This is a genomic window from Pedobacter segetis, assembly GCF_016623585.1.
Lineage (GTDB): Bacteria > Bacteroidota > Bacteroidia > Sphingobacteriales > Sphingobacteriaceae > Pseudopedobacter > Pseudopedobacter segetis.
On sequence record NZ_JAEHFY010000016.1, the window covers coordinates 68,090 to 94,072 of the forward strand.

Annotated in this window: 19 protein-coding genes and 1 pseudogene; 10 read left to right on the forward strand and 10 right to left on the reverse strand. The window is 34.6% G+C overall.

Annotation, left to right across the window (positions count from 1 at the left end; all coding sequences use genetic code 11):
* Positions 1-95 precede the first annotated feature (95 nt).
* The 9 genes from aroC (at position 96) to sucC (ending at position 6,761) form a co-directional block, all read left to right on the forward strand.
* Complete coding sequence (gene aroC, locus I5M32_RS12035) at positions 96-1,187, forward strand: chorismate synthase (RefSeq protein WP_200586666.1); 1,092 nt, start codon at positions 96-98, stop codon at positions 1,185-1,187.
* Between the two features lie 15 nt (positions 1,188-1,202).
* Positions 1,203-1,571: a hypothetical protein gene (locus I5M32_RS12040; protein ID WP_200586667.1), complete on the forward strand. Its 369-nt coding sequence runs from the start codon at positions 1,203-1,205 to the stop codon at positions 1,569-1,571.
* 39 nt (positions 1,572-1,610) lie between these two features.
* Positions 1,611-1,832: a type II toxin-antitoxin system VapB family antitoxin gene (vapB, locus tag I5M32_RS12045; protein WP_200586669.1), complete on the forward strand. Its 222-nt coding sequence runs from the start codon at positions 1,611-1,613 to the stop codon at positions 1,830-1,832.
* A complete protein-coding gene (locus I5M32_RS12050) occupies positions 1,832-2,215 on the forward strand; it encodes a type II toxin-antitoxin system VapC family toxin (protein ID WP_200586671.1) in 384 nt (127 codons plus the stop codon). Before vapB ends, I5M32_RS12050 begins: the two co-directional genes overlap by 1 nt.
* 245 nt (positions 2,216-2,460) lie before the next feature.
* Complete coding sequence (locus I5M32_RS12055) at positions 2,461-3,192, forward strand: MBL fold metallo-hydrolase (protein WP_200586673.1); 732 nt, start codon at positions 2,461-2,463, stop codon at positions 3,190-3,192.
* A gap of 69 nt (positions 3,193-3,261) precedes the next feature.
* Positions 3,262-3,960, forward strand: a complete 699-nt coding sequence (locus I5M32_RS12060) for a DUF3291 domain-containing protein (RefSeq protein ID WP_200586675.1) — start codon at positions 3,262-3,264, stop codon at positions 3,958-3,960.
* 114 nt (positions 3,961-4,074) lie between these two features.
* On the forward strand, positions 4,075-4,320 hold the full coding sequence (locus I5M32_RS12065; protein ID WP_200586677.1) for a hypothetical protein: 246 nt from the start codon (positions 4,075-4,077) through the stop codon (positions 4,318-4,320).
* 561 nt (positions 4,321-4,881) lie between these two features.
* Positions 4,882-5,481 carry a histidine phosphatase family protein gene (locus I5M32_RS12070; protein ID WP_200586679.1) on the forward strand — a complete coding sequence of 200 codons (600 nt, stop codon included), beginning with the start codon at positions 4,882-4,884 and terminating at the stop codon, positions 5,479-5,481.
* Positions 5,482-5,570: 89 nt separating this feature from the next.
* Positions 5,571-6,761, forward strand: coding sequence for an ADP-forming succinate--CoA ligase subunit beta (gene sucC, locus I5M32_RS12075; RefSeq protein WP_200586681.1), 1,191 nt, complete (start codon positions 5,571-5,573; stop codon positions 6,759-6,761).
* A 78-nt stretch (positions 6,762-6,839) separates the two neighbouring features.
* Here sucC and I5M32_RS12080 read toward each other — a convergent pair whose 3' ends face one another.
* Entirely contained in the window at positions 6,840-7,307 is a 468-nt protein-coding gene (locus I5M32_RS12080) for a Spy/CpxP family protein refolding chaperone (RefSeq protein ID WP_200586683.1), read from the reverse strand.
* Between the two features lie 191 nt (positions 7,308-7,498).
* Between I5M32_RS12080 and I5M32_RS12085 the strand changes: the two genes are divergently transcribed.
* Entirely contained in the window at positions 7,499-8,092 is a 594-nt protein-coding gene (locus tag I5M32_RS12085; RefSeq protein ID WP_200586685.1) for an HD domain-containing protein, read from the forward strand.
* 186 nt (positions 8,093-8,278) lie between these two features.
* Here the strand turns inward: I5M32_RS12085 and I5M32_RS12090 are convergent.
* From I5M32_RS12090 to I5M32_RS12130, 9 genes and pseudogenes are all read right to left on the reverse strand, one after another.
* Positions 8,279-8,373, reverse strand: a pseudogene (locus I5M32_RS12090).
* Between the two features lie 677 nt (positions 8,374-9,050).
* A complete protein-coding gene (locus I5M32_RS12095; protein ID WP_200586687.1) occupies positions 9,051-10,643 on the reverse strand; it encodes a glycoside hydrolase family 27 protein in 1,593 nt (530 codons plus the stop codon).
* Between the two features lie 345 nt (positions 10,644-10,988).
* On the reverse strand, positions 10,989-12,446 hold the full coding sequence (locus tag I5M32_RS12100) for a sulfatase family protein (RefSeq protein ID WP_200586689.1): 1,458 nt from the start codon (positions 12,444-12,446) through the stop codon (positions 10,989-10,991).
* A gap of 216 nt (positions 12,447-12,662) precedes the next feature.
* Entirely contained in the window at positions 12,663-14,270 is a 1,608-nt protein-coding gene (locus I5M32_RS12105) for an arylsulfatase (RefSeq protein ID WP_200586691.1), read from the reverse strand.
* Positions 14,271-14,554: 284 nt separating this feature from the next.
* Complete coding sequence (locus I5M32_RS12110) at positions 14,555-16,000, reverse strand: sulfatase family protein (RefSeq protein ID WP_200586693.1); 1,446 nt, start codon at positions 15,998-16,000, stop codon at positions 14,555-14,557.
* A gap of 81 nt (positions 16,001-16,081) precedes the next feature.
* Complete coding sequence (locus I5M32_RS12115) at positions 16,082-17,503, reverse strand: sulfatase (RefSeq protein ID WP_200586695.1); 1,422 nt, start codon at positions 17,501-17,503, stop codon at positions 16,082-16,084.
* Positions 17,504-18,084: 581 nt separating this feature from the next.
* On the reverse strand, positions 18,085-22,209 hold the full coding sequence (locus tag I5M32_RS12120) for a hybrid sensor histidine kinase/response regulator transcription factor (protein WP_200586697.1): 4,125 nt from the start codon (positions 22,207-22,209) through the stop codon (positions 18,085-18,087).
* 416 nt (positions 22,210-22,625) lie between these two features.
* Complete coding sequence (locus tag I5M32_RS12125) at positions 22,626-23,978, reverse strand: family 43 glycosylhydrolase (protein WP_200586699.1); 1,353 nt, start codon at positions 23,976-23,978, stop codon at positions 22,626-22,628.
* A 155-nt stretch (positions 23,979-24,133) separates the two neighbouring features.
* Entirely contained in the window at positions 24,134-25,465 is a 1,332-nt protein-coding gene (locus I5M32_RS12130) for a T9SS type A sorting domain-containing protein (RefSeq protein WP_200586701.1), read from the reverse strand.
* Positions 25,466-25,983 lie beyond the last annotated feature (518 nt).

A 25,983-nucleotide genomic window follows, 5' to 3' on the forward strand; every position in this document is an offset into this window, starting at 1 on the left:
AGCATCTTGATACTAAAAGACTAAAACAAAACATTGCAAATCATCTTGATACTTGATACTATCATCTTGATACTAATTGATACAAAAAAAATAAAATGGCAGGAAATTCCTTCGGGCAAATATTTAAGATAACTACTTTTGGCGAGTCTCATGGCGCAGCAATTGGGGTAATTATTGATGGCTGCCCCTCAAATATAGAAATTGACTTGGATTTTATCCAAAACGAATTGGATAAGCGCAAACCCGGGCAATCTAAAATAACCACGCAGCGCAAAGAATCAGACACTTGCCAGATACTATCTGGTATTTTTGAAGGCAAAACCACTGGGACACCAATCGCTATCATCATCCCAAATGAAGATCAAAAATCTAAAGATTACGATCATAATAAAGATACCTTCCGCCCTTCCCATGCAGATTATACCTATCAAACCAAATATGGTATAAGAGATCATCGAGGCGGTGGCCGATCTTCTGCTCGTGAAACGGCCGCTAGGGTTGCGGCCGGCGCAATTGCAAAATTATTTTTAAAACAAAAAGGGATAGATGTTTTGGCTCATGTTAGTAGCGTTGGGACCTTGGACTCTCCAGCAATTGAGATTACCTCGGCAGATGAGTTTTTAGCGCAAAGAGAAAACAATATTGTGCGTTGCGCAGATGCAAAAACTGCTGAAGAAATGATTGAGCTTATTGACGGAATTAGAAAAGATGGCGATACCATTGGTGGTAAAATTACCTGCTACATAAAAAATTGCCCCGTTGGCCTAGGAGAACCTGTTTTTGATAAGCTCCATGCCGATTTAGGTAAAGCCATGTTAAGCATTAATGCGGTGCATGGTTTTGATTATGGTTCTGGCTTTGATGGATCTACAATGCGTGGCTCACAACATAACGACGTTTTTCAATCGAGCGGAAGCGGAAAAATATCTACCAAAACAAATTTTTCTGGTGGTGTACAAGGTGGTATTTCTAACGGGATGGATATTAATATGCGGATAGCATTTAAGCCCGTGGCAACTATCATGAGCAATCAAGAAACGGTAAATAAAGCTGGGGAAGCTGCGGAGATAAAAGGCAAAGGCCGTCATGATCCTTGTGTAGTTCCAAGAGCGGTGGCTATTGTAGAGGCCATGGCGGCATTGGTTATCATCGATCACTATTTAAGAAATCAACTCTACCAAGCTTAATTGCCAAATTTTGTATTGAATTTTGTAGGATATTTTGAAGGAGTTAAGATCTATGAATCTAAATTTATAGATCACGGTCATGGTATCACTTTACCAAATTTCGGGATATTTTTATCTCCCGAAACTTTTTCGAAACAAAAAGATTTATGGTTGGTAAAACATGAATTTGGACATATTTTACAACATCGAGAATTGGGATTTATTAAATTTTATCTAAAAATTGGGTTGCCAAGTTTGTGGAGCGCAATAAAACAAAACCTTTTAGAAAATTATTACCATCAAAACCATGCAGTAGAAAGGGAGGCAAATGATAAGTCTTTTCAATATTTTGATAAACCTTCTGATTGGCCAATAGCAAGATTTCCAATTAATATGTCGAAATAGTTACATTGCTTTTAAATAAGAAAAAGCCTATATTTGAGTATGAACACCTTAACTTTAGATAAAATAAAGCAACTACCAGTTTCTAAACAGCAGGAAGTTGAAGACTTTGTTGATTTTTTGGTTAGTAAATACATAAATACCGAGTTGGCTTCGGAATCTCTTGCAAAGAGGCGATTGAAGAGTATGGGACGCTTTAAAGGAAAAATATTTATATCGGAAGATTTTAACGAAACTCCTTCAGATTTTAAAGATTATATTTAATGGCGTTATTGATTGATACCCAAGTTATAATTTGGTTAGAAAACAATCCAAACAAGTTCTCTAAGGAGACCAAAAGAATTCTTTCAATTGAAGACGTTGTTTATTTTAGTCATGCTTCTATTTGGGAAATGTCAATTAAATTGAAAATAGGTAAGTTATTTCTTGATGAAAATCTAGAAAAATTCTTTTTAAATTTTCAAAATACTTACAAATTCCAACCATTACCAATTAAACAAAGCCATATCTATCAAACCGAACAATTGGATTTACATCATAAAGATCCTTTTGATAGACTAATAGTAGCGCAATCAATGATTGAAAATCTATCAATAGTGAGTAGCGATGTTATATTTGATAAATATATTGATAATAGAATTTGGTAATTATTACGTTTGCTTAAAATGAACCGTCAGTAAGTTTACTAAAAATAAGAATCGCTATCTGTTCTCAAAATAAAGGTAAAAGTCGAGGTGTTAGAGTTATCACAAATCTGATAATATCAGATGAAACTGTTTGTCTGCTATCTATTTAAGATAAATCTGAAAAAACTAATTAACAGATAAAGAATTAGTTCAATTATGATATTAGGTTAAAGAATGATAGATTTCATTTTTATTAGATTGAACTCATGAAATTAACAATAATTGGCGCTGGAGATGCTTTTGGAAGCGGTGGGAACTTTAATACTTGTTTTCACTTACAAGCAAATAAAATCAACTTATTGATAGATTGTGGGGCCACTTCTTTGGTTGGGTTAAAAAAGCAACACCTTGAGCCTGCTGATTTAGATTATATTTTGATCAGTCATTTGCATGGCGATCATTTTGGTGGATTACCTTTTATCATCCTCGATTTTACAAGAAAAAAAAGAACAAAAGCTTTAACAATTATTGGCCCGCCTAGCATCGAGGCTAAAACTCTTTTATTATTAGACGTACTCTATCCCGATTTAATCGATAAAATCGATAGAAATTTATTGGAATTTATAGAATTTGAATCGAACCAAAAGCAAGATCTTCATGATTTTAAACTACAAACTTTTGAGGTAATACATTCCCCTCCCTCCTTTCCAAATGCTTTAAAATTATTTATTGATGATAAAATCATCGCTTTTAGCGGAGATACAGAATGGACTAATAATTTAATCCCCTTGGCAGATGAAGCCGATTTATTGATCTGCGAATGTAATGGTTTTAAAACAATCGGAAAAGGTCATTTGAACTATCAAACCATAATTAAAAACCAGCATTTATTAAACGCTAAACAAATCATTTTAAATCATTTGGGAGATGAAGCGTTAGAAAACCAAGATTTTTTTGAAATTCCAATTGCCAAAGAAGGTTTGGAAATCGATCTATAAATCTATCCACAATTAGCTATTTATCCACTTTAAGGCTGCTTTAAGTTAATTTATCGAAATTAGCATTTGATGTTAGTTACGATAACTATTTTACGCTATCCTAAGAAATATATCCCTTTTGCTTTTTTGGCAATGGCAATCCATCGTTTACCTTTATTTTTTACCAAAAGATGTACCTTTTGGAAATTATTGGGCTGTGGAAAAAATGGCACATTTGATATCCACCCCGATTATCAACAATGGGGCCTATTGGCCGTTTGGAATTCGGAGATGGATTTTCAAAACTTTAAGAACAAATCATTTATTTCTAGATGGTGGGCAGCCTTTTGTGAAGAGCAATATCATATCTTTTTAGAGCCCGCAGAATCGCATGGTAAATGGAGCGGGAAAGAACCTTTCGAAAATCCTAAAACAAAATTACAGGAAGGAAAAGTCGGTATTTTAACAAGGGCAACCATCCGCCCAAGCAAGTTGAAGAATTTTTGGCGAAACGTACCGAAGGTTGCTGCAATAATGGGCAACTCTAAAGGCTTTATTACCTCCATAGGAATTGGGGAAGCCCCGCTTTTTATGCAAGCCACATTTTCTGTTTGGGATAACCTAGATGACGTTAAAAAATTCGCCTATAAAGATCAAGAACACGCAGAAGTAATTAAGCTAACTAGACAAGAAAATTGGTATAGCGAAGAGCTTTTTGCCCGATTTAAAATACTAAAAACAGAAGGCACTTTGAACGGGATTGACCCTGTTTTTGGTAATTTTTGGTAAACGGTTTTCGGAAGTCGGTATTCAGTAAACGGTTTTCAGAAAATAAATTTCAGAAACGGAGTGCCAAAGTTTAGCTTCTTAAAAAATCATTTTAGATCATCAAAATAATAACACATGAGAATTGTAGCAGAACTCCCACATCCAGAATGTAAGATTACCATATTTTCTATGAATAATAAGTACATCGTAAAGTTTGAACAGGGAAATTTAGAGCAAACTTTTAAGCTTGCAGAAATAGATATTTTAAACGGCGTAAATGGCGTGTTTGAAATCTTGGATGAAACGTTTATTTCTAAAATAATAGAACGATTTGTGGTAATGAGAGCTGATTTTATTGAAGCCTATAATAGATACAATTAAAGCTTTATTTAAAATACATAATTAATTATATTACAGTTATTTATATTAAAAATAATATATTAACCAAATTATATTTTGCTATTTTAATTCTATTGAGCCTTATAGATTGCAATTTTATAAATAAACAATTAATATAAAATTTATAAAGTATTAACTAATAGATAGTTATTATTATTATCCAAATTATATTTTGCTAGTTAAAAATGTAAAATATATGATTGTTTGCAGCTAATTTGTACGACTTTTGATTTTGGGACATCAGAGATTTTTTGGCCCATTGAAATGGTTGATCGCAATATAAAACAACACCAGAATTGAACAATAAAATCAAGTTTTTTAGAACAAAACATCTTCTACCCTTTCTCCCAGATAGTATGATTTATGAGGTCTTACTGCTCTCAAAAAGTTTCAAAAAAACTGTTTATTGCTTAAACCGCATTTGCACTAAAGATGCAATCTGAAAAAGTTGAAGACTTGGTTCTTTTTTCTTTTAAAGTCGTTTTATCAATTAAGCGATAAACCTAATTTTAAGAAAATTTTAAGAATAAAAATCAATCCCAAATGAACATTTATCTTATAAGACACACCTCCGTTTATAATCCAAATAAATTATGCTACGGACAATCTGAGATGCCGCTAGAAGAAAATTTTACTGTAGATTTTGATTGGATAAAAGATCATTTGAATTTTACAACAGGCAAATACTATTCTAGCCCTTTACGTAGATGCACCAAATTAGCCGCTTATTTAAGCGATGATGCTTTTGATACCGATGAAAGATTATCAGAACTAAATTTTGGGGATTGGGAAATGAAACCCTGGCTAAACATCAACCAAAAAGATATTAAGGCATGGGAAGATGATTTTATAAACTATCGGGTAAAAAAAGGTGAGCGTTTTATTGATCTTTATGATCGTAGCATCCAATTTATTGAAGAAATGTATCTTTCAAAAGAAGAAAATATTGTGGTAGTTTGCCATTCTGCGATAATCCGTTCTATCATCTCTTATATTTTGGATTTCCCCTTAGAGAAAGTTTTCAATCTAAAAATAGATTATAGCTCTATTTCAAAAATCGCTTATGATCCCAATTTAGAAATAAACAGCATCGAATTTCTTAACTTTTCTCCCGATAATTTCAAAATAACATCAAAAGATTAGTCATTTGGCGATCAAATAGATAATTAAATCTGTTTTAGGTTTTATTTATAGGATGGTATTTGTAATTTCACGTCAAATTTTTTCAGAAGATGAACATTCACGAATATCAAGGTAAACAAATTCTTAAAAGTTTTGGCGTACGCATACAAGAAGGTATAGTTGCCGATACTCCAGAACAAGCTGTAGAAGCTGCAAAAAAACTCAAGGAAGATTATAATTCTGATTGGGTGGTGATAAAGGCACAAATCCATGCTGGTGGGCGTGGCAAGGGCGGCGGTGTAAAACTTGCTAAAAATTTAGAAGAAGTTAAACAAAGAGCTACCGATATTATTGGTATGCAATTGGTTACCCCCCAAACTGGCCCCGAAGGAAAAAAAGTGAATAAAGTTTTGGTTGCACAAGATGTTTATTATCCGGGTAATTCTGACACTAAAGAATTTTATGTTTCCGTTTTATTAAACCGTTCTACCGGGAAAAATATCATCATGTATTCTACAGAAGGTGGGATGGATATTGAAGAGGTTGCAGAACATACCCCACATTTGATCTTTAAGGAAGAAATTGATCCTAAAGTTGGTTTACAAGGTTTCCAAACCCGTAAAATAGCTTTTAATTTAGGTTTATCTGGTGCCGCTTTTAAAGACATGACTAAATTTATTGCTGCGCTTTATAAGGCTTACGAAGCAACAGATTCTTCCATGTTTGAGATTAACCCGGTATTAAAAACATCTGATGATAAAATTTTAGCTGTTGATGCCAAGGTAAATTTAGATGATAACGCTTTATTTCGCCACCCTGATTATGCAGCCATGCGTGACACAACAGAAGAAGACCCAACCGAAGTAGAAGCATCTGCAAGTAACCTCAATTATGTTAAGCTTGATGGAAACGTAGGATGTATGGTTAACGGAGCAGGTTTGGCAATGGCAACTATGGATATTATAAAGATTGCCGGAGGCGAGCCTGCAAACTTTTTAGATGTAGGCGGAACCGCTAATGCAACAACCGTTAAAGCCGCTTTCCAAATTATATTGAAAGATCCTAAAGTTGAAGCTATATTAATCAACATTTTTGGGGGAATTGTACGTTGCGACAGGGTTGCACAAGGCGTAATTGATGCCTACACAGAAATGGGAAATATTAAAGTTCCTATTATTGTGCGTTTACAAGGCACAAACGCTGTTGAAGCAAAAAAACTGATTGACGAGTCTGGCTTAAAAGTATTCTCTGCAATCTTATTGAAAGAAGCCGCTGATCTGGTTTCGGAAGTATTGGCTTAAATAAAAAATAAAGCTTAAAGCTTAAAGCAAAAAAAATCCAGATTTTTCAATCTGGATTTTTTTTGGGATTTTAAAATATTATCCTTCTGTTTTAGGAGCACCCTTGTGACCACCTTCATGACCTTTATGTCCCATTTTACCTTTCATTTTTCCAAATTGTTCTTTTTGTTCTGGGGTTAAAGTAGCTTTAAAAGCTTCGTTGTTCTTTTTAGCAGATTCCATATTAGCTTTTCTCATGCTCTTTTGCTCTGGAGTTAAGGTGGCGTTTAATTTATCCATTCTTTCTTTTCCTTTCAAAGATTTATCGTTCATGATCGCTTTTTGATCTGCTGTTAGCGAAGATTCAAATTTTTCTCTGTTTGCTTTCTCGCTCTCGCGGTTAGATTTCATTTGGGCCTTTTGAGCATCGGTCAAATTTAATTGAGCCTTTTTATGATGCTCTTGTGTGGATGGTTCTGTTGGGGTTGTAGTTTGTGCAACAGACGTTAATGCTAAACCTAAAACTAATGCGGTGGATAATGTTAATCCTTTTACTAAATTTTTCATATTCTAATTTTAATTTAATGTTTGTATTTGTTGTTAGGATTTCAATTGAAACAAAAGGTTTAACATTGTTTTATCTAACGATACATCTTTAACATAAATTAACGTTTTACTAAAACATGATTTATCGTTATATTATGAATTAGATTTATATTAAAGAGTTTAACTTGCGAAATATCCTTAAAACCAAAAAAATGATCTATAACGATTTAATTAAACAAGTAGCTTTTATAAAAGAGATCGATAAGCTAAAATACATTGTACGCAAAACTAAATTATTCAATAGCGACAGAAATGAAAACGATGCAGAACATAGTTGGCACCTAGCTATGATGTCAATTGTGCTTGCCTCGCATTCTGATAAGCCCATAGACGTTCTTAAAGTGTTAAAAATGGTATTGATACATGATATAGTAGAAATTGATGCGGGCGATACCTTTATTTATGATACTACCAAGAGCCATACCAATACAGAAGAAGAACTTATTGCTGCCAAAAGAATTTTTGGGCTATTGCCAGCATCCCAGGCAGAAGAGTTTATTGAAATTTGGAAAGAGTTTGAAGATGGCATAACAAATGAAGCCAAGTTTGCAAGATCTATGGATCGGTTAGAACCATTGCTACAGAACACTTCAAATAACGGAGGAACCTGGGCAGAGTTTAATGTACCCTACCAAAAGGTTTACGATAAAAAAAAGGTGATAAAAAATGGTTCATCGGTTATCTGGGCTTATGCAGAAAATTTAATTAATGAAAGCGTAGAAAAAGGCATCCTTAAAAAAGAGTAAAAAATAATAAGCTATAAAGCCTTTTAACCTGTTAAAATTGAGGTTTATCATTTAGGGTTTGAATTAAATCAAAATAATTTCATTTTCATCATCGCCTTAGCTCATAGAAAAGATGCTGGTAAAAATTCTTAAAAACCAACAAGCCCTTGTAAAATACTGATTTACAAGGGCTTGTTTTTGTTGATGTGGACCCGGAGGGATTCGAACCCTCGTCCAAACATGGGACCAGTTGCGCTTTCTACATGCTTACTTTATGTTTGATTTTCGAGAGCAACTTAGCCATAAACATCCTGGTTACCCCTTAGTTCTGAATTGTCCCTTTTAGTGCGGCAGATTTAATTTTCGATAATTTTCATAATGGTTGGGGTAATTTCTTCTCTAATTCTCAATTCTTTATTATTGATTTGGTTGAGCATTCTGGCATCAGCGACCTTTTTTTCTCTCTGTTCTGAACTTCTTTATCAATATACCGGTCTCTAGTTCTATGTGTGTGGACACCCGCAAGAGCTATGATGCAGACCAGTAGGTGTAAGTTTGATAGGTTCTTCTTTATAGTGGAATATCGGTCTTAGTCTGTTAGTGCCGACTTAAATTATTGCGACGGGGGCAAGTCAGGAAAATAAAAATCCAAACTTATTTGGTATAAAATATGTTTCTGTTAAGCTGATATTCTATTTTCAGATTTAAGTAGGTAAACCTGACGACGCCTGACAATATTACCGCATTTTCGGTATCGAAAATCTATTTTACTAGGATTCTGAACCAATTTTTTATATCTGCTTCAAGAACTTTATAACGGTATTTTGTTTTGCAAACAGGCTGTGCCGTCAATCTGAAAATTGTATTCCCTTTATGCTTTTGTTTTTTTTCCACATATCAAAAGTTTTGTTTTGCGATTTAAAGAAGAATCTATTCTCTCTTTTCAAAAAACCAATGCGCTTCCAAGGTTGTTCAATTATCATCTAACAATAAACAAACCTACTCCGTCTGGGCTTATTTTAGAAGAAAAAATATCTTTAAATTTCCCAACTTCTTTTTCTCTCCATACGTCGTATAAGATTGTCTTATTTGTAAAGCCCATGGATATCAAGTTCACTTTAATTACTTTTTCCTCGTTCTTATTTGTATTGAAAAGTGCTAAAACTTTTGATCCGTTTGCTAATTCTTTCACCATTACTATCTCATCATTTTTATTCTTCAATACCTTTGCTACGTAGCCTAATTCGTCTTGGTTGATATTCATCACCTCTGAATTAGACAATAATCTTAGGGTAAATTCATTAATATCATTAATATCACATGAAAAGAAAAAAGGGGCACAAATAATTGACCATAAGCTTACGTACTGATATCGTTGGTTGGTATTAAGAGATATATCTTTAGACGGATTAGCCATTTTGCTGAAATCTCGAAGTTTGTTGATGTACATAAAATCAGGATCATTCCACTGCCCTGGTTTGCTAAAATATCTCAGCTTTGTAGATATCTGTAATGCGTATTTGAAATAAGAGTCCACATGATGGTTCAAATCTCCACCAATGCGCCAAGTTGAAATGCCCAAACTTGGAGCCCATTTCCATGGGTTATCTATACCGTATTGACATAAATTAAACAGGATGTCTCTGTCTTGCTCATGAAGATAAGTAGCCATTGGTCGCCAAAAGTCGGTTTGAGGGTAATTAGGATCTTGCTTTTTGAGGAAATTCAACAGGCTTCCACCCGAACATAAATCGTACTTTAACAAATCAAATCCCCATGCGGCATATTGGTCAGCATCTTGCTTTTGATAACCTAAAGAACCTACAAAATTTTGACAAGTGTATGGTCCGGGTGTGCTGTAAATTCCTGCTTTCAAGCCAAAACTATGGATATAGTTGGTTAAGGATTTCATATCAGGGAAATTTTTGTTAGGAATAACATACCCGTTGGAATCTCTCACTTCTCCGATAAAGCCATCGTAATCGAATCCTTCGTGTTGTTCTTTTTGTCGTTTACTTTCCGCATCAAAACCAGATTGTTTAATTTTCATCCAACAATCATCAATTGATAGGTACTGAAAGCCTACATCGGCCAAACCTTTTTCTACAAACACATCGGCAGCTTTTCTTATCACACTGTCTGTAACATACATCATGTGGCCACCCCAGGAGTTCCATCCGGTAGGCGGAGTTAAAGCAATTTTATATCCTACAACTAAATCAAATGAGCGGCTATCTTTTCCAAAATCGTTTTCTGCTGTCAACATCATAGGGTAATTGCCTTTACTTTGTGGAACTATGCCACTAATAATTCCATTATATCTATCCAAAAGCAATCCCGCAGGTAAATTTTCTATCTCAAAATGCATTGGACGTTTTCCTTGGCAAGGAATTCTATAAATAAATTTTCTACCAGGCTTAGCACCATATATTTTAGCACCATTTATTTTGGGTTGTTTTTTTGGGATTGGAGTTAAAATTTCATTTTCTTTAACTCTTGCATCATAAATCTGTTGAGCATTGGCGTTTGTATAACATAAAGTCATTACCAAGGCTATAATCATTCTCCTCATTATAGTAATTTGTGAATCTTTAACCATCTTGAATTAAATCGATACGTTATCAAATTTATGTTTTAATTAACTTACTTATACTTAATTAAGAATTAACGATACATGTTTCATGATAAAATCACTTGTTGAATTACGGCATACACGAAAAAAGAAAACCGTTTAGATTATATGGAAAAATTTAGGGAGACCCGTTTAGATGAAAAACGCATCTCTGAAATAAAAATCCAGTACTAAAAAAATCTTTTTAATTTTACGCTAATGATGTTTTTTTGCTAGTAAATACCAGCTCTATTGAATTTTTTATTAAAGTTAAACTTTACATTAATAAGCAAAAATCATTAGTAACTACTCACCCGGGGGAATAATTTTGATGTTCAGTTTTGCCAGATGGGTTAATAATTCTTTACGAAGATCTCGAATAACACTAGAATATTTCGCATCATTAATCATATTGCAGGTTTCTCCGGGATCCACCTGTAAATCGGTAAAAACCTCTCTAATCTTATTTCCGTTTTTATCGTCTAACTCGTATTTATATCTATTAGTATGAATTAAATAACCCAGCTGATTTTCGATAAATATATGTGACCGCCATTTTTTTGCTGTTTGATTTAGAAGAGGCTTTAATGACCGACCAGAAAGCCCTTCTGGAATCTTAATGCCACTTAAATCACAAAGGGTTGGTAATAAATCAAGACCATTGCTTACTAAATGTAAACTGTCCACCTTTCCTTTTTGTTTCATCCAGGGAGATGAAATGATGAACGGAATTCTTGCAGCTTCTTCGTAAAAAAAGGTTTTGTGTTCTAATTTATGTGATGAATCATTATCTCCGTGATCTGAGGTAAAAACAACGATCGTATTTTCGTTTAATCCTGATTTTTCAAGCGCATCCAAAACCTGACCTATTAAGGCATCTGAACTTTCAGTTAACCTGGCGTAGGCCCATCTATGCATCCGCCAATCTTCATCCGTCCATTCTTCCCTTACAGCATCTCTAAAATCCCTCAACCTAATTAAACTATCAACAGCATAAGGTTCACCAAACATGGGTTGGTGATTTGCAGGCAAAGGTGGGCAATATTTACCAAAGAATTCTTCTCTCGTCATACCATCCGGGACTTTTATAACATCTAACAAGTCCTTTGGTGTTCCTTTAGCTAACGCTGAGCCAGGGTTTCCAAATTTTATGGCATCAAAACAAATATCATGTGGATTTATAAATGAAGTAAACAATAAAAACGGCTTATCTGTAGATTTACGATTTAATAAAAATTTAGAAGCGTCTTTAGCTAAACCTTCTCTTTCATTTTTTGAAATAACAGTATATCCCCATGGCGCAGCATTGGTTATTTGTGTGGGTATATGAACTTTTCCTCCATAGTAAGTGTCGTACCCAGCGTTACGAAACAGAGTTCCAAGTGACCGAGAATGTAGGCTGTCTAATACTGGTAAATATTTTTCGGCAACTGGTTCATCATTTTCCCTTATTCCAACAAAGGAAGGAAATAAACCTGTCTGCAATGAAAATCTCGAAGGAAGACAAACAGGCATGGTTGCATAAGCCCTTTCGAACCGTACACCTTTTGAGGCAAGTTTATCGACAGCAGGAGTATTAAGCCATTTGTTACCCGTACAAGAAAGCATAGTGGCACTTTGCTGATCAGTCATGACTACCAAAATGTTTGGCTGTTTCGTTCGTTTGTTTACGACTTTTTGTTTAGCACTTTTTGTTTGCCCCTGAACTGAAAACACAGCAAATAAAAATAGAGGAATGAGTAATAGAAATCTTTTAATCTTCATTTTGTTGATATGTTAGTGATTTATTAATAAAATATTTGTCTTGTTTAACTTGGTAAGGTTTTTAATTTTTACTTATATGTTGAAATTTAAACCAATCTAAATGTGTTACTCATTTAGGTGCTTTTTAAAAACAAATTATTAATTTTCTGTGCCACCGTTATTTTTTATTCTTACGGAATTGTTTATTGATTAAAAAAAACCTGTATTTGAATAAATTTATTTTAGCGGATATTTATGAGATAAACTATCTGGCATGGCAGAAGGGATGTACAAAGCACCAGATCCCCTGTCTCCCTGGGGCTTATAATTATAATCATGTTTGGTGCTTTCTGGCACATATTTATTAGTATGGTTTTCTGTTTTCCACCAGTTTAACCAATTGGCAGACAAACTTTTTACTACCTCGGGATATTTGCCGGATAGGTCATCAGCCTCATAGGGATCCCTTTTAATATCGTACAATTCCCATCCATCTTCATCAACCTCCACTAAATCCCAACTATTGGTTCGGATTGCCCTATTGTCCCTATACTGGAAATACATCGGGCCTTTTCTATTAAACTTCCCTCCGTTTAACAAACCATAAAAACTTTTGCCCGATAAAGAATCTTTAAAAGATGTGGTGATATTCTCGGCATTAACCATATCCAGAACGGTTGGCACAACGTCTACGATATGTAGAGCGTTATTGATACTTGTGCCCGACTGTTTGAAAATACCGGGCCCCCAGGCGATCGCACCTGTTGTGATGCCGCCACCGTTCTGGCTAATTTTATATAGCCTATAAGGGGTTACCGCAGCATAGGCCCATCCGGTACCGGGCTGATAATTGGACGCTACATCTCCGGGCAACAATCCTCTTTTCAGCATAACCTTATCTACCACAGAAAAAGAATCGGTCCCGTTATCGCTCAAAAAAACAACAAATGTATTACCGGCTTGCCTGTTTTTCTTCAGGGCGCCCAACAACCTGCCGATACCTTTATCCATTCTTTCCACCATTGCCGCATAAACGGACATCCGTAAATCTTCTAGGTCTTTTTGCCGAGGCGTTAATGAATCCCAACTGGGCAGGTTGAGGGGATATGCCGGAACTGGCGTACCCGCATCTACGATGCCCAGCTGTATCTGTCTTTTTAAACGAGCCTCCCTTACCGCTTGCCATCCTTTTAGGTAGCTTCCGCGATATTTCATAATGTCCTCTTTTGGGGCCTGCAAAGGATTGTGTGGGGACTGAAAGCTCAGGTACAGAAAGAAGGGCTTGCCTTTGTTGTTTGCCGGGTTTATAAAATCTATTGCTCGGTCTGTAAAATAATCTGTGCTGTAATAATCTGCCGGAAAGTTTTTGAAGGGCACCCGGTTTGACCGATAATCTGGGCTACCTTTAAAATAGTTTGAAAAGCCGCTTAGGTAACCAAAAAAATAATCGAACCCTTTGTCGTTTGGCTCTCCGTTTAAATGCCATTTACCCACCAAACCGGTGTGGTAGCCCTCTTTTTTTAATTGTTGAGCGATGTTTTCGCCGTTAGTGATTCCTTTCCCGGCTTTTGGCCACCATTTTCCAGTCAATAACGAGCTACGCGATAGAATACACATGCTCGCGTTGTGCATGTTGGTCAGCTTAACGCCTTCTTCAGCCATTTTATCCAGGTTTGGGGTATGAATTTCACCACCATAGGCACCAACATCACTATAACCTAGATCATCCGCAAGGATAAAGATGATATTGGGCTTTTTTGTTTGCGCAAAATCCGATGTGACGCACAATAACATGGGCATCAAAACAAATAGCATCTTTAACGAATTTTTGGTTTTATACTTCATGATTCTTCTTAGCTTGTTAAGTTTTAATTTATTGGTTTGGTATAGTTCACTTCGCTTCAGTTTTAAATGCCGATAATAGTTTTGTACTGATCGAAAACCACATTTTCATCTACCGTACCGGCTGCCTTGTAAACAGCCCAAACTGGCTTGCGCTTTCAATGTTTTTTCATCATCCGGATAATACAAAACATATAAAATACAGATTTTTGCGTTTGTAAGTCTAAAAAAGTAGATTTTAGGTTCTTTTGTTATCTATGATTTTAAAAATTTTATTTTATCATAAACTAATTCCTTAGATAATAATTATACCATCCAACTTCTTGATCTCTTAGGTTTTTATAAGGGATTCCTGGAGGCACTAATTGCTTAGCCCAGTCTTGCAACTTACCTTTCAATTTCTCTGCAATTTCCGGATATTTATGAACGAGATTGTTTTTCTCTTCGGGGTCTTTATCAATATCAAACAAATAAGTTCCTTTGTTTCCTGCATTTATAAATTTCCATTTACTGTCTCTAACTGCGGTTTGGGTCCAAAACCTCCAGAAAAGATAATCATGTGGTGACACGGTGTTTTTACCAGATAAGAAAGGTACTAAATTAACGCCATCTAAAGCTTTATCTTTTGGTAAACCCGCTAAACTTACGGCAGTTGCAGCAATATCCAGTGTAGAGACAGGCTTATTATAAACTATCCCTTTTGATAACTTACTCCATCTTATAATAAATGGAACACGTATTCCACCTTCTGTTAACATTCCTTTTTCGCCCAGCATAGGGTCGTTTAACGAGCCATCCCACTTCCCTTTTGGATCATTATAAGGTAAATCTTCTTTATCTATACCTAAAGGCGCACCATTATCACTTGCAAAAACAATCATGGTATTATCGTCAATACCATATTGTTTCAACATTTCATTGATACGGCCAACTCCATCATCGATAGCCGAGATCATAGCCAAAGCATATCTGCGTCTTTCTGGCATTTTTTCAGGAAACCTGTCTAAGTATTTTTTTGTTGCTTCCAAAGGCACATGAGGGCCAAAATAAGCTAGGTAAAGAAAGAAAGGCTGTTTCTGATTACGTTTGATAAACTGAAGTGCTGCATCTGTTTGTATATCTAAACGATAGCCCGGTTGATGTATATTTTCTCCTGAGGGTCTTAACAAATTGCTTTTAAGATCAAAATTGACTAAGTAATCGTTTATGTATCCCGTAAAATATTGTTGAAACCCTCTAGAACCGGGCATATAGAGATTAGTCAAACTATCTGGTATGTGTTCTTTGTATAGTCCGTTACTAAAAGCAGCATTAGGAATATTTTTTGTAATCCAATTTTTGGTAACTGGGTTTGGTTCGAGGTGCCATTTACCAACTTGACCGGTAACATAACCCGCTTTCGATAAACGCCTGGCCAAAGTAATTTCCGTTAAAGGCAATGGACCGTCAGGAATTTCATCAAATCCAAAACGCTCTTGATATCTACCTGTTAATAATCCCGCTCTGGAAGGACTACATTGTGGAGCAGTAACATAACCTGCACTAAATCTTATTCCTTCTTTTGCAAGTAAATCAATATTTGGTGTTTTGATGTCTTTTACAGAACCTTGCGAACCTAAATCTGCAAAGCCCAAGTCATCAGCATAAATAATGATGATATTTGGCTTGGTTTGGCTAGAACCGACTTGGATTAATGACAAAAATAAGACGAGTGTTAGACATGTTGTTTTCATAATAGAATTGTTATAAAAATTTGATTTTAACTTCATTATATATGATAGCAATTAAAAGAGAATTGTAACTTTTTTAAAGTATTAATTCCTTCGCTTAACATTTTCTTCAATTTTTTTTGATAATCGCTGAATTACAGGTTTATACTTTAAATCTTTAGCAACGCTCACGTTCTCGTTTGGATCTTTCTTTAAATCATATAACATACTTTCTGTTATATGATTTTTTTTAGGATCTCTCCATTCTGTATATGCAAAATCAATTGTGTGAACACATTCTGCCCCTCGCCAAAGCGCATAAATTTCATCTTTTACTTTGGTTTCTGGATTTTTAAGGATTGGAACTAAACTTTGCCCTTGACAATGACTTGGAATTTTGAAACCGCATAATTCTGTAATCGTTGGATAGATATCAACAAACTCTGCTAAGGACACTGTTTTTTTTCCTTCAGAAAGCCCAGGAGCCGATATAATAAGCGGCGCTCTCAAAGCGGTTTCAAAAGTATTATGTTTACCCCACATCGCATGCTCTCCCAAATTATATCCGTGGTCCCCGATAAGAACAACGATTGTGTTTTCATTAATACCCGTTGTCTTCAATTTATCTAAAACTTGGCCTACCATCTCATCAACAAAGCTGATAGAGGCGTAATAGGCCTGCCGTAAACTAATTGCGTAATCATCCGGTAAAATTCGGTCAGTAGGAACTCCGGTATAATGCGTTCTTAATTCGCCAGATGCCGATATTGCCTGGCTGGGAGCATTTTTAGGCACAAACTGGTTGCTAGCAACTTTCAAATCTTCTAGTTTGTATAAATCGAAATACTTTTTTGGAGCAACAAAGGGCAGATGTGGCTTGTGAAAACCTACTGCTAAAAAGAAGGGTTTGTTTGCGTTTTTCAAAGAATCTAATTTACCAACTGCCATTTGGGCTATTTTACCATCTGGATACATTGTCGGATTAGTTTCTTCGCCCAATTCAAATGCAGGCCCTCTTTTGCCATTGTTACCGTCCTCCTCAGCTTTTTTTGCGAAAAGAATATCGGCTTTGTTTACATAATTCGTGTGTGATGCACCTTCTATGATTAAAGGTTTTTCGCTCCAACTGCTTAAATCATCATCCGGATTGTGGAAAACTTTGCCGAGAGAAAGTGTGGTATAACCATTTTGCTTCAAATACATTGGAAGTGAAAGGTTGCCCGGCAAATCAATATCGGCTCGTGTATCTGCCACTAAAAATCGATTTCTTGCTGGCCTTACGCCCGTTAAAAAGCTTGCTCTTGAAGCACCACATACTGGCACATTACAATAGGAATTGCTAAATGTGAGACCGTTTTGAGCTAAATTATCAATATTCGGACTTTTAATTTGATTCTTATTATAACAAATAAGCTCTGGCCTCAAATCATCTATGACAATAAATAAAACGTTTGGCTTTTTAGGAAGATGTTGAGCAATACTTGTTAAACTCATTAAAATTATTATCGTTGTAAAATAGATTCTCATACCGTTACTTTTAAATTATTTTACTATTACCTATCCGGCCAATTCAACTTACACCACTTAATATCCATCAATTCGATGCTCTACATTAATTTGGTCTATAGTTTAAAGTCGATATGACCTTACAATAATATTAAATCGAATTTTAAGGATAGTCCAAAAAGAACATAATATAGTACAAAAGCTAAAAGACGCTCTCAACAAGTACCATTTTTTTATGGCAATTCTAGTGATGCAAAGATTTTGGGGACGAACCTAAATGCAAAAAAAAACTGTTCATTGAATTTTAACAAAGCATCTTAATAAAGCCAAAAGACGAATTGACTATCCTAGTTGTTCCAACTTTAAACACTAAGAGCCTGTTTAAATTTGTATTGTAAAAATGTTTATAGTTTTTTTTTGAACGAAAAAAAATTTTTGTAGAGATAGCAGGGAACTATCTCGAAAAATTTAACGCATTTGCAGCCGAAAAAGCCTGACCGACCTCTGGCGGTAATCATAAACAAATTATCAGATAAATTTTAAACAGGCTCTAAGATATTCTGTAGGCTTTTTAGGTTCAAATACAATTTTTAATTTCAATCTCACCAATTGGGTAAAGAACTATCTCTAAATCTTTCGGAATATTCTTTTGGCGTTAAATTCAGGTGCTTTTTAAAAACTTTAGAAAAATAACTAGGATTGTTGAAACCAACTTCATAGCCAACTTCTGCCATGTTATAAATGCCTAACTCAATCATTATAGCAGCTTGTTTAATTCGAACACTTATAATAAAATCATTAGGTGTTTGGTTAGTCCAGGCTTTAATTTTTGTGAAAAGAAGAGACCTGCTAATTCCCAAACCATTGCTAAATTCATCAATACCGAAAGATTTATTAGCAACGTTATCCTTAACGAGTTGAAACGCTTTGTTCATCATACTTTCGTCTAAAGAATTTACGGGTAATTCTGCTGGATGAAAAATGTTAGAATTTACAAATTTCTCTTTCAATCTGTTATGTGTATTAATAATGTTATTACACTTCAGCAATAATTCTTTAACTTGAAATGGCTTAAACAAATAATCATCGGCACCTGACTCTAATCCGTCATATTTATGCACCAATGAGGTCCTTGCCGAAAGTAGGATGAATGGAATGTGACTGGTTCTAATATCTGTTTTTAATTTTGAACATAGCTCCAGCCCGTCCATCTCAGGCATCATCATATCACTTATAATTAAGTCGGGATGTTTTACAATAGCAAGTTGATAGCCGATAACACCATTTGGAGCTGAAATAATGTTATAAAATTCCGAAAGAACTTCTTCTATAAACGAAGCAATATCTAAATTATCTTCAACTATCAAAATGGTTTGTCTTTCTTGATCTTTGAACTCCGCAACATTATCGAGATCTGGCATATCATTTCCGTCTTCGATATATGTCTTTTGGTAATCGGTAAAATCTTCATGCTCGCTTCCTTTAGAGATCTCCTCATCGGAAAAATGGCTCCTTCCTAAAGGCAAAGAGACAAAAAAAGAACTTCCCTTACCTACCTCGCTTGTTACATTAATTTCCCCTTTATGAAGTTCGACAATGCTTTTTACTATTGCCAAACCTATACCTGACGAATATTTAAACTGTCCATAATTTTTATGACCCTGAATTTCGTAGAATTGATTAAATATTTTATAGATTTCTTCCGCTTCCATCCCGTCTCCGCTATCTTTAACGGTAATATTCAAACTTGTGTCAGTTTTTTTTATTTGAAACGAAATCTCGCCTCCTTTGGGAGTATTTTTGAATGCGTTAGATAGCAAATTATAGAAGACCTTTTCTAGCTTTTGGGCATCGAAATAAGCTAAAATCGTATCCTCATCTGTTTCGAACGTATAAATATATTCGTCGATTTTAGCTTGTAGAGAAAAAGAAAGGAAAATTTCGTTTAAGAATTCAACAATATTACTTTCTTCTAAACTTAACCTCATTTGGCTATCTTCAAACTTTCTAAAATCAAGCAATTCATTAATTAACTTACTTAATTGGTCTGTATTTTTTTTGATAACCAATAGCTGTCTAAACAATTTATGAGACCCTTTGTACTCTTCGAGAATTTTTTGCAAAGGTCCTGAAATTAGTGTAAGCGGAGTCCTAAATTCATGAGATACGTTAGTAAAATATTGTAATTTGTGCTTATTTAGTTCTTCTTGGTTATGCGATTGTTGCTTTTCTAATTGTAAATTATGCTGTAAAATAAGCCTAGATCTAAAAAAGTAAACAAAAACCCCAAACGCTCCTAAAATAATTAAGCAGTAAATTGTATAGGCCCACCAAGTTTTCCAAGGAGCATTAGCTACTGTTATGTTTAAGTGAGTAATTTCTTTTGTTGGGACACCAAACTCATTTACACCTTTGACCTCAAAACTATAATTCCCACCTTGCTGAATAGTGTAAGAAGCCGTTGTTTTTGAAGTTTGGTTCCAATCCTTTTCTAGACCAATTAGTCTGTAATAATATCTATTTTTACCATTTTTAATAAAGTTTGGCATAGAAAAGTTTATGGTCAAAATATTTTGGTCATAGTCAAGATTTATATGATCTGTATATTCGATTGCATTTTCTAAAATTTTAGAACTGTCACCTACGTGTATTGGCTTATCAAATAATTTGAAGTTGGTAATAATTACATTGGGAGGTATGCTCTTAACTGCAATTAATTTATCAGGATTAAAGGTTGTGATGCCCGATGCTCCTCCAAAATATATTTTTCCTATTGAGGAATATAGCTTAGATGCCCGTAAAAATTCGTTTGCTGGTAAACCATCATTAAAATTATAAATACGTTCAATGCCTCTATTTACTTTGTACTTAATAATGCCTGCATTTGAACTTAACCAAATTTCATCATTATGATCTTGAAGAACTGAATAAATAGAATAATTTCTGTCTAACTCAGTAGGATATAACAATCCATTTTTTAGTTGAAGAAGCCCTAGATTTTGGGTCCCTACCCAAATACGTCCTTGTTCATCCTCGTATATGTCTTGAATTACAACCTTGCTGTCGGTAACAGGTTTCGCCAAACGTACTTCAAAGATGTTATAACCGGCACTGCCACTTTTCCTTTTTAAACTTAAAACACATTGTTGTGTACCTACGTATACAACTCCAGATTTTGCTTTTAAAATTTTCCTAATGGTTCCTAAAATGAGCCCATTTTTAAGTGTGGGGAGGTTAATTCTAATGCTTTTTCCTGTTTTGACATCTAATAAATTTAATCCATCATTCAGGGTACCAACCCACAAACTTTGATCATCATTTTTTTCTATTGCTAAAATTATATTTGAACTTAAGCTGAATTTATCCCTAGCGTTGTGACTGTAAGTTCTAGTGGATTTGGTTTTTAGGTTGTAAAATATTAAACCCTCATTGAACGTCCCAATCCATAAACTGCTTGGATCACTTAAAAAAAGTGTTTTAACCGTTCCTAAATTTTTTCCGTCAGCTAGCTTTTTAATGTAAGTGAATCTATTTTTTCTTTCATCAAAAACACTGATTCCGCCGCCCTCCGTACCAAAATATATGATATTTTCATTGTCTTGAACTATAGAACTTACCACTTTAGAGCTCAATTTAAGTCCGTTTCCTTCATCTATCCCCGTAAAGTTAAATTGCTTTTCGTTCCAATAATTTATTCCGCCATAAAAACTTCCGATCCAAATTGAGCCATACCAATCTTTAAAAAGCGCCTTGATTTTATTATCAACCAAGCTTAAAGATGAAGTTGGATCATGTTTTAATTGGTGTACTACTTTGAATGAATCTATCACACTTATACCATCATAGGTTCCCACCCAGAGTCTCTTTTTTTCGTCAATAGTTAGTGTTCGGATAACTTGGTTTACTAAACCAGTTTTAAAATGGGAAAAACTTTCATCCTTAGTATTCAAATAATCTAAACTATTTTGTGTACCTACCCAAAGGTTACTCTTCTCATCTTCAAGTAAAACATTCACAACATTGTAGGTAATGCTTTTTGTTTCTTTACTGTGTGAATAGGTTTTAAATTTGTATTCTCCATTTTTGTAAAGAACACTTTTATTTAAACCTTTGTTAGTGGCCAGCCAAACCGTTCCGTTTCGAGTTTGATAGATATAACGGATGAAGTTAGAACTGATATTGTTTTTCGAATTTGCAACTAGGTGTTTTACTTTTTTAGTCTTAGGTTGATAAATGTAAATACCATTGTTGTAACCTACCCAAATTTCACCATTTGACAGTTCAGTTATACATAGTGCATAAATATTTTGAGGTTTGTTTTTGTTTAATAAGGGTATTATTTTGAAAACGTCTAATCTAGGATTGTAAACCGAAAGCCCGCTGCGAGAGGCAATCCATATATCATCATTTTTATCAATTAAAATTCCGCTGATGTCACTATAACCAGGTGGTAAACTATCAGAAAATTTATTATTATGAAATTTAAGGTCGATACCGTCATAGCTGATCAGGCCTTTTCTTGTACCAAACCACATCAATCCGTTTTTACCCTGAGCTATTGAGGTTACCGAGTTTAGAGAAAACTCATCCGACGTGGATAGGTGATAAAATTTGTCTATAAAATCTTGCGCAAATGACTGATAATTGGAGGAAAAAGCAAACAAAAAGACAAATACAATAAGACGTTTGCATTTGACATAACATCTACTTAAAAAATGGTTAATCATCGTGTACAATTAAGTTCTTTGGTCAAAAGCCTTTGTTCTAACAAATAGAATCAATTTAATACTTTTCTTTGAATTTAGGGTAATTTTTATCATTTCAGAAACACAAAAAATATTCAAAGCTTAACCCTAAATGTATATTAATTTAGATTGAAAGCCATACCAATTAAGATTAACTAAAGATTAACAAATAGTCTAATGTTCATTTTTTAACGCATAAGAGGTACAGTCTTTTAATGAATAAACAAAGTCTGATTTTGGCAAAGCGAAACAAATGAGAGTCAAAAACACACCTGTTAATTGGTACAAATCTATTTATGGTTAAATATCAGACTAATATGTACTCATAAACTGTATCTACAATTTGTGCTTTGAAAGTATCTACTTTAACTGAAAGGCTGTTTTACAAATGTTAAAAATTAATGGAAAGAGAACGAATCTAATTGTAAAAGATCAATACCTTTTCCTCTAAAAACCAAACAAATACTTTCGCTCTCACCTAAAAACGGGAGCTTAGCAACAACATTAGTTTGAGTTTCTAATAGACCAATTGTATCACAAACTCCTAATAATTCTCCATTAGGGGTATTCCTTCTAATTTCGATAGTAATATTCTTTTTTGCCCTAACATAATTAAAAATAATTTCGTTTTTATCAGCTAAATTTTTGACGTTTGCATAAATAACATAATCTCCGTCATTTATTTCCCCTAGTACAAATCCACCATTTTTATTTTCTTTCTTTTGGATGCCTGATGAAATAAAATAATCTTCTGCTTCAATTAAAGGTGCGTTAGAATCATACTGCCCCACGCCTACACCATCTACTCTTATAACCGCCATTTCTCCGTTATCCTTGTAATTCAAGTAACTTATAAAAGTATCTCTAAACCATCTGTTTCCGGTTTGACTAATATCGCAGTAAGCAAAATACGTTTGATTGTGCCATTCAAAAAACGATCCGTGTCTGCCTTGCAAAAACCCATTAGGCCAAGTTGGCTTATCATACCCCTTCGCAAAACTGGTCTCATTCATAATTGCACCTTTGTAATGATAAGGTCCATATATGTTATCAGCAACAGCATAAAAAACACCCCAGCTTAAATAAAATTTTCCATTGTGCTTGTGCACAAAAGGCTTATCATCAGTTGGCATCTCTTTATTTTTTCCATCTAAATTGTAAGGCCCGTGTGGATTGTTTATGAGGAGCTTTCTAGGTTTTTCTGCTAGACTAATCATATCATCATTGAGCTTAGCGATATAATAGTCCCAAACACCAAAAATAATATAATGACTCCCTTGATCTTCGAAGATTGCTATATCATACTCGTCTGTGCTTGTTAAATCGGATTTTAACAATGGTTTGCCTAGAGGATCTTTCCATGGCCCAGTAGGCGTATTGCCCACAACCACTCCTGTTTGTTGATTTTTTTCTGAAAAATACCAATAATATTTACCATTCTTATATCCAACATCTGTTGCCCAACAACTGGTAAACGGTATACCAATATACGTTTGAGCAGGATCCAATATGCTCCGCTTTGTCCACGTTACTAGATCCGGTGATGACCAAATCCACCAGTTTTCCATAACAAAACCTGTATTGTGAATAGATTTATCATGAGAAGCATATACAAAAGCGGTATCATTGAAAATGTGTATATGTGGGTCATTTAATCCTACGTTAGGAACTATTGGATTTTGCGCTTGGACTAAATACGGTTCAAAAAAAATACCGGTAACAAAAGCAACGATAGTTAATAATGATTTCATAATTTTCAATGGATATTAAAAATGAGTAGGCAGACGGATTAAATCTTAATAAGTAAAGTTAGCACTCCGATCGTTACGATTTTAATTAAAAAAACCTAGCTTCTTAGAGCTAGGTTTTTTTAATTAAGAAGTTTATCAACAATAGTTAAATTAAGCTATTTAATGATCACTTTAACAGATTCTCGCAAATTATTACCGGTAAGAGTTAAAATATATTGACCTGGAGCCATTTTGGTGTTAAGATTAATCACCGATATATTTTTACCCATATTTAGCTGTAAAGGCTGGCTTAAATAAATTACCCCATTAGATCCAGTTAAAGTAGCATTTGCTGTTTGTGCTGATTGGGTATTAATATTTACATTTAAAACGCCAGAGGCTGGGTTCGGATAAACACTTACACTTGATGAGTTCGCAAAAGAGAAGTTAATAGATTTGATTGCCAATTCAACTGTCTTACCATCGTTATCAAATTGTACTAACTTATAATAGTTTACTCCATTTTGTGGGTTAGTATCATAAGCAGTATAGATTGATCTTTGTGAGGTAGTTCCATGCCCCTCAATGGCTGCAACGGTCTTATAAGTTTTGTTATCCGAAGATACTTGAATCTCAAACCTGTTATTATTAGCTTCAGAAGCTGTTTCCCAAGTAAACTTAACCTGATTGTTGGAAGTTGATGCATTGAAAGAAATAAGAGAAACTGGAAGTCCTATCGGAGAATAAGTAAATATGACCCTTCCTTGAGAACCTAAACCACCTTTTTGACCAGATTTGCTACCACCAACAGCAGTATTAAAAGCTCCAACACCTCCAGCACCTCCACTTCCTATACCAGTACCAGGACTCCCAGCCTTATTACCAAAAGTTGGATCAAAAACATTGGTAGCGCCACCATTAGGAGTTTCTCCTAAAAGTGGAAATACACCATCGCCACCTGCGCCGCCACTACTACCTGTACCTATCGCAACACCACCACTGCCATCAGAACCAATAACCCCAGCTGCTCCGTTACTTCCAGTTAAACTAGTAATTCCTCCACCTGTAGTTGCACCGCCAGCTCCACCTGCACCTGCGGTCCCTAGCGATACGTATCCACCGCCTTTTCCACCTGCTGCCCTACCTAACTCTGTTCCACCTAAAGTAACAAATGAGTCATATCCATCTCTTCCGGTAGTATTGCCGGATGGATTTTCAACGGCAGCTCCTACGGTGGTAATGAATTTTGTTCCTTCTACCACTGCCAAATTTATTTCTGTGTAAGCGCCCGCACCTGCACCACCGCCCGATGATCTGTTAGCTCCACTTGGAGTGGGCCCAGAAGCTCCACCATTACCGCCTGCTCCCCACATCTGTATTTTTACAGATGTTTTACCTGCAGGTACCGTATTTTCTATAGTAGCTTTGTCGGAAGTGGGGTATGCAGCAGTTGAACCTCCTAAATAAGTAGCATCTTGTGCAAAGACACTTGAAGAACAAAAAGCCATAGTTACAATAGCGAAAATCGATAATTTAACTCCTCTTTTAGGAAATACCTGACATGTTTTACTTCGTAATTTTTTTAACATAACAAAATGGTTTAATAATTAGATTTAAAATGTTTGAAATTGATAAAATTGTATAAGAGCTTTTCACAGCTTTAATAAATATGTTAATCATTTCAAGTTTTTTTAATTGCGTTAACCTGTAATGGATACCGAATAGATTCAAACTGAAATTAAATTAGCATCTAAGTAATAAAGTCTTTTAATTTTATTTGTGAATTGGTTATTCATTGACCAATTGAATATACCGCTTTTCCAAATTGGTAATATTTTATAATTAGCTGTTACAAATGTATTTTTAATCAACCAAAAAAAAATCCATTTAACTGACAATTTTGTCCAGAAAATCTCTAAAAGTTTTAATAGAGATATCAAAAATAGAAAGAAACAAAAATTCTTGTTAAGCTTAAGCAAATGGTATGAGCTGGTTAACACTTTTTCAATTACTTGTCGTTACTTAA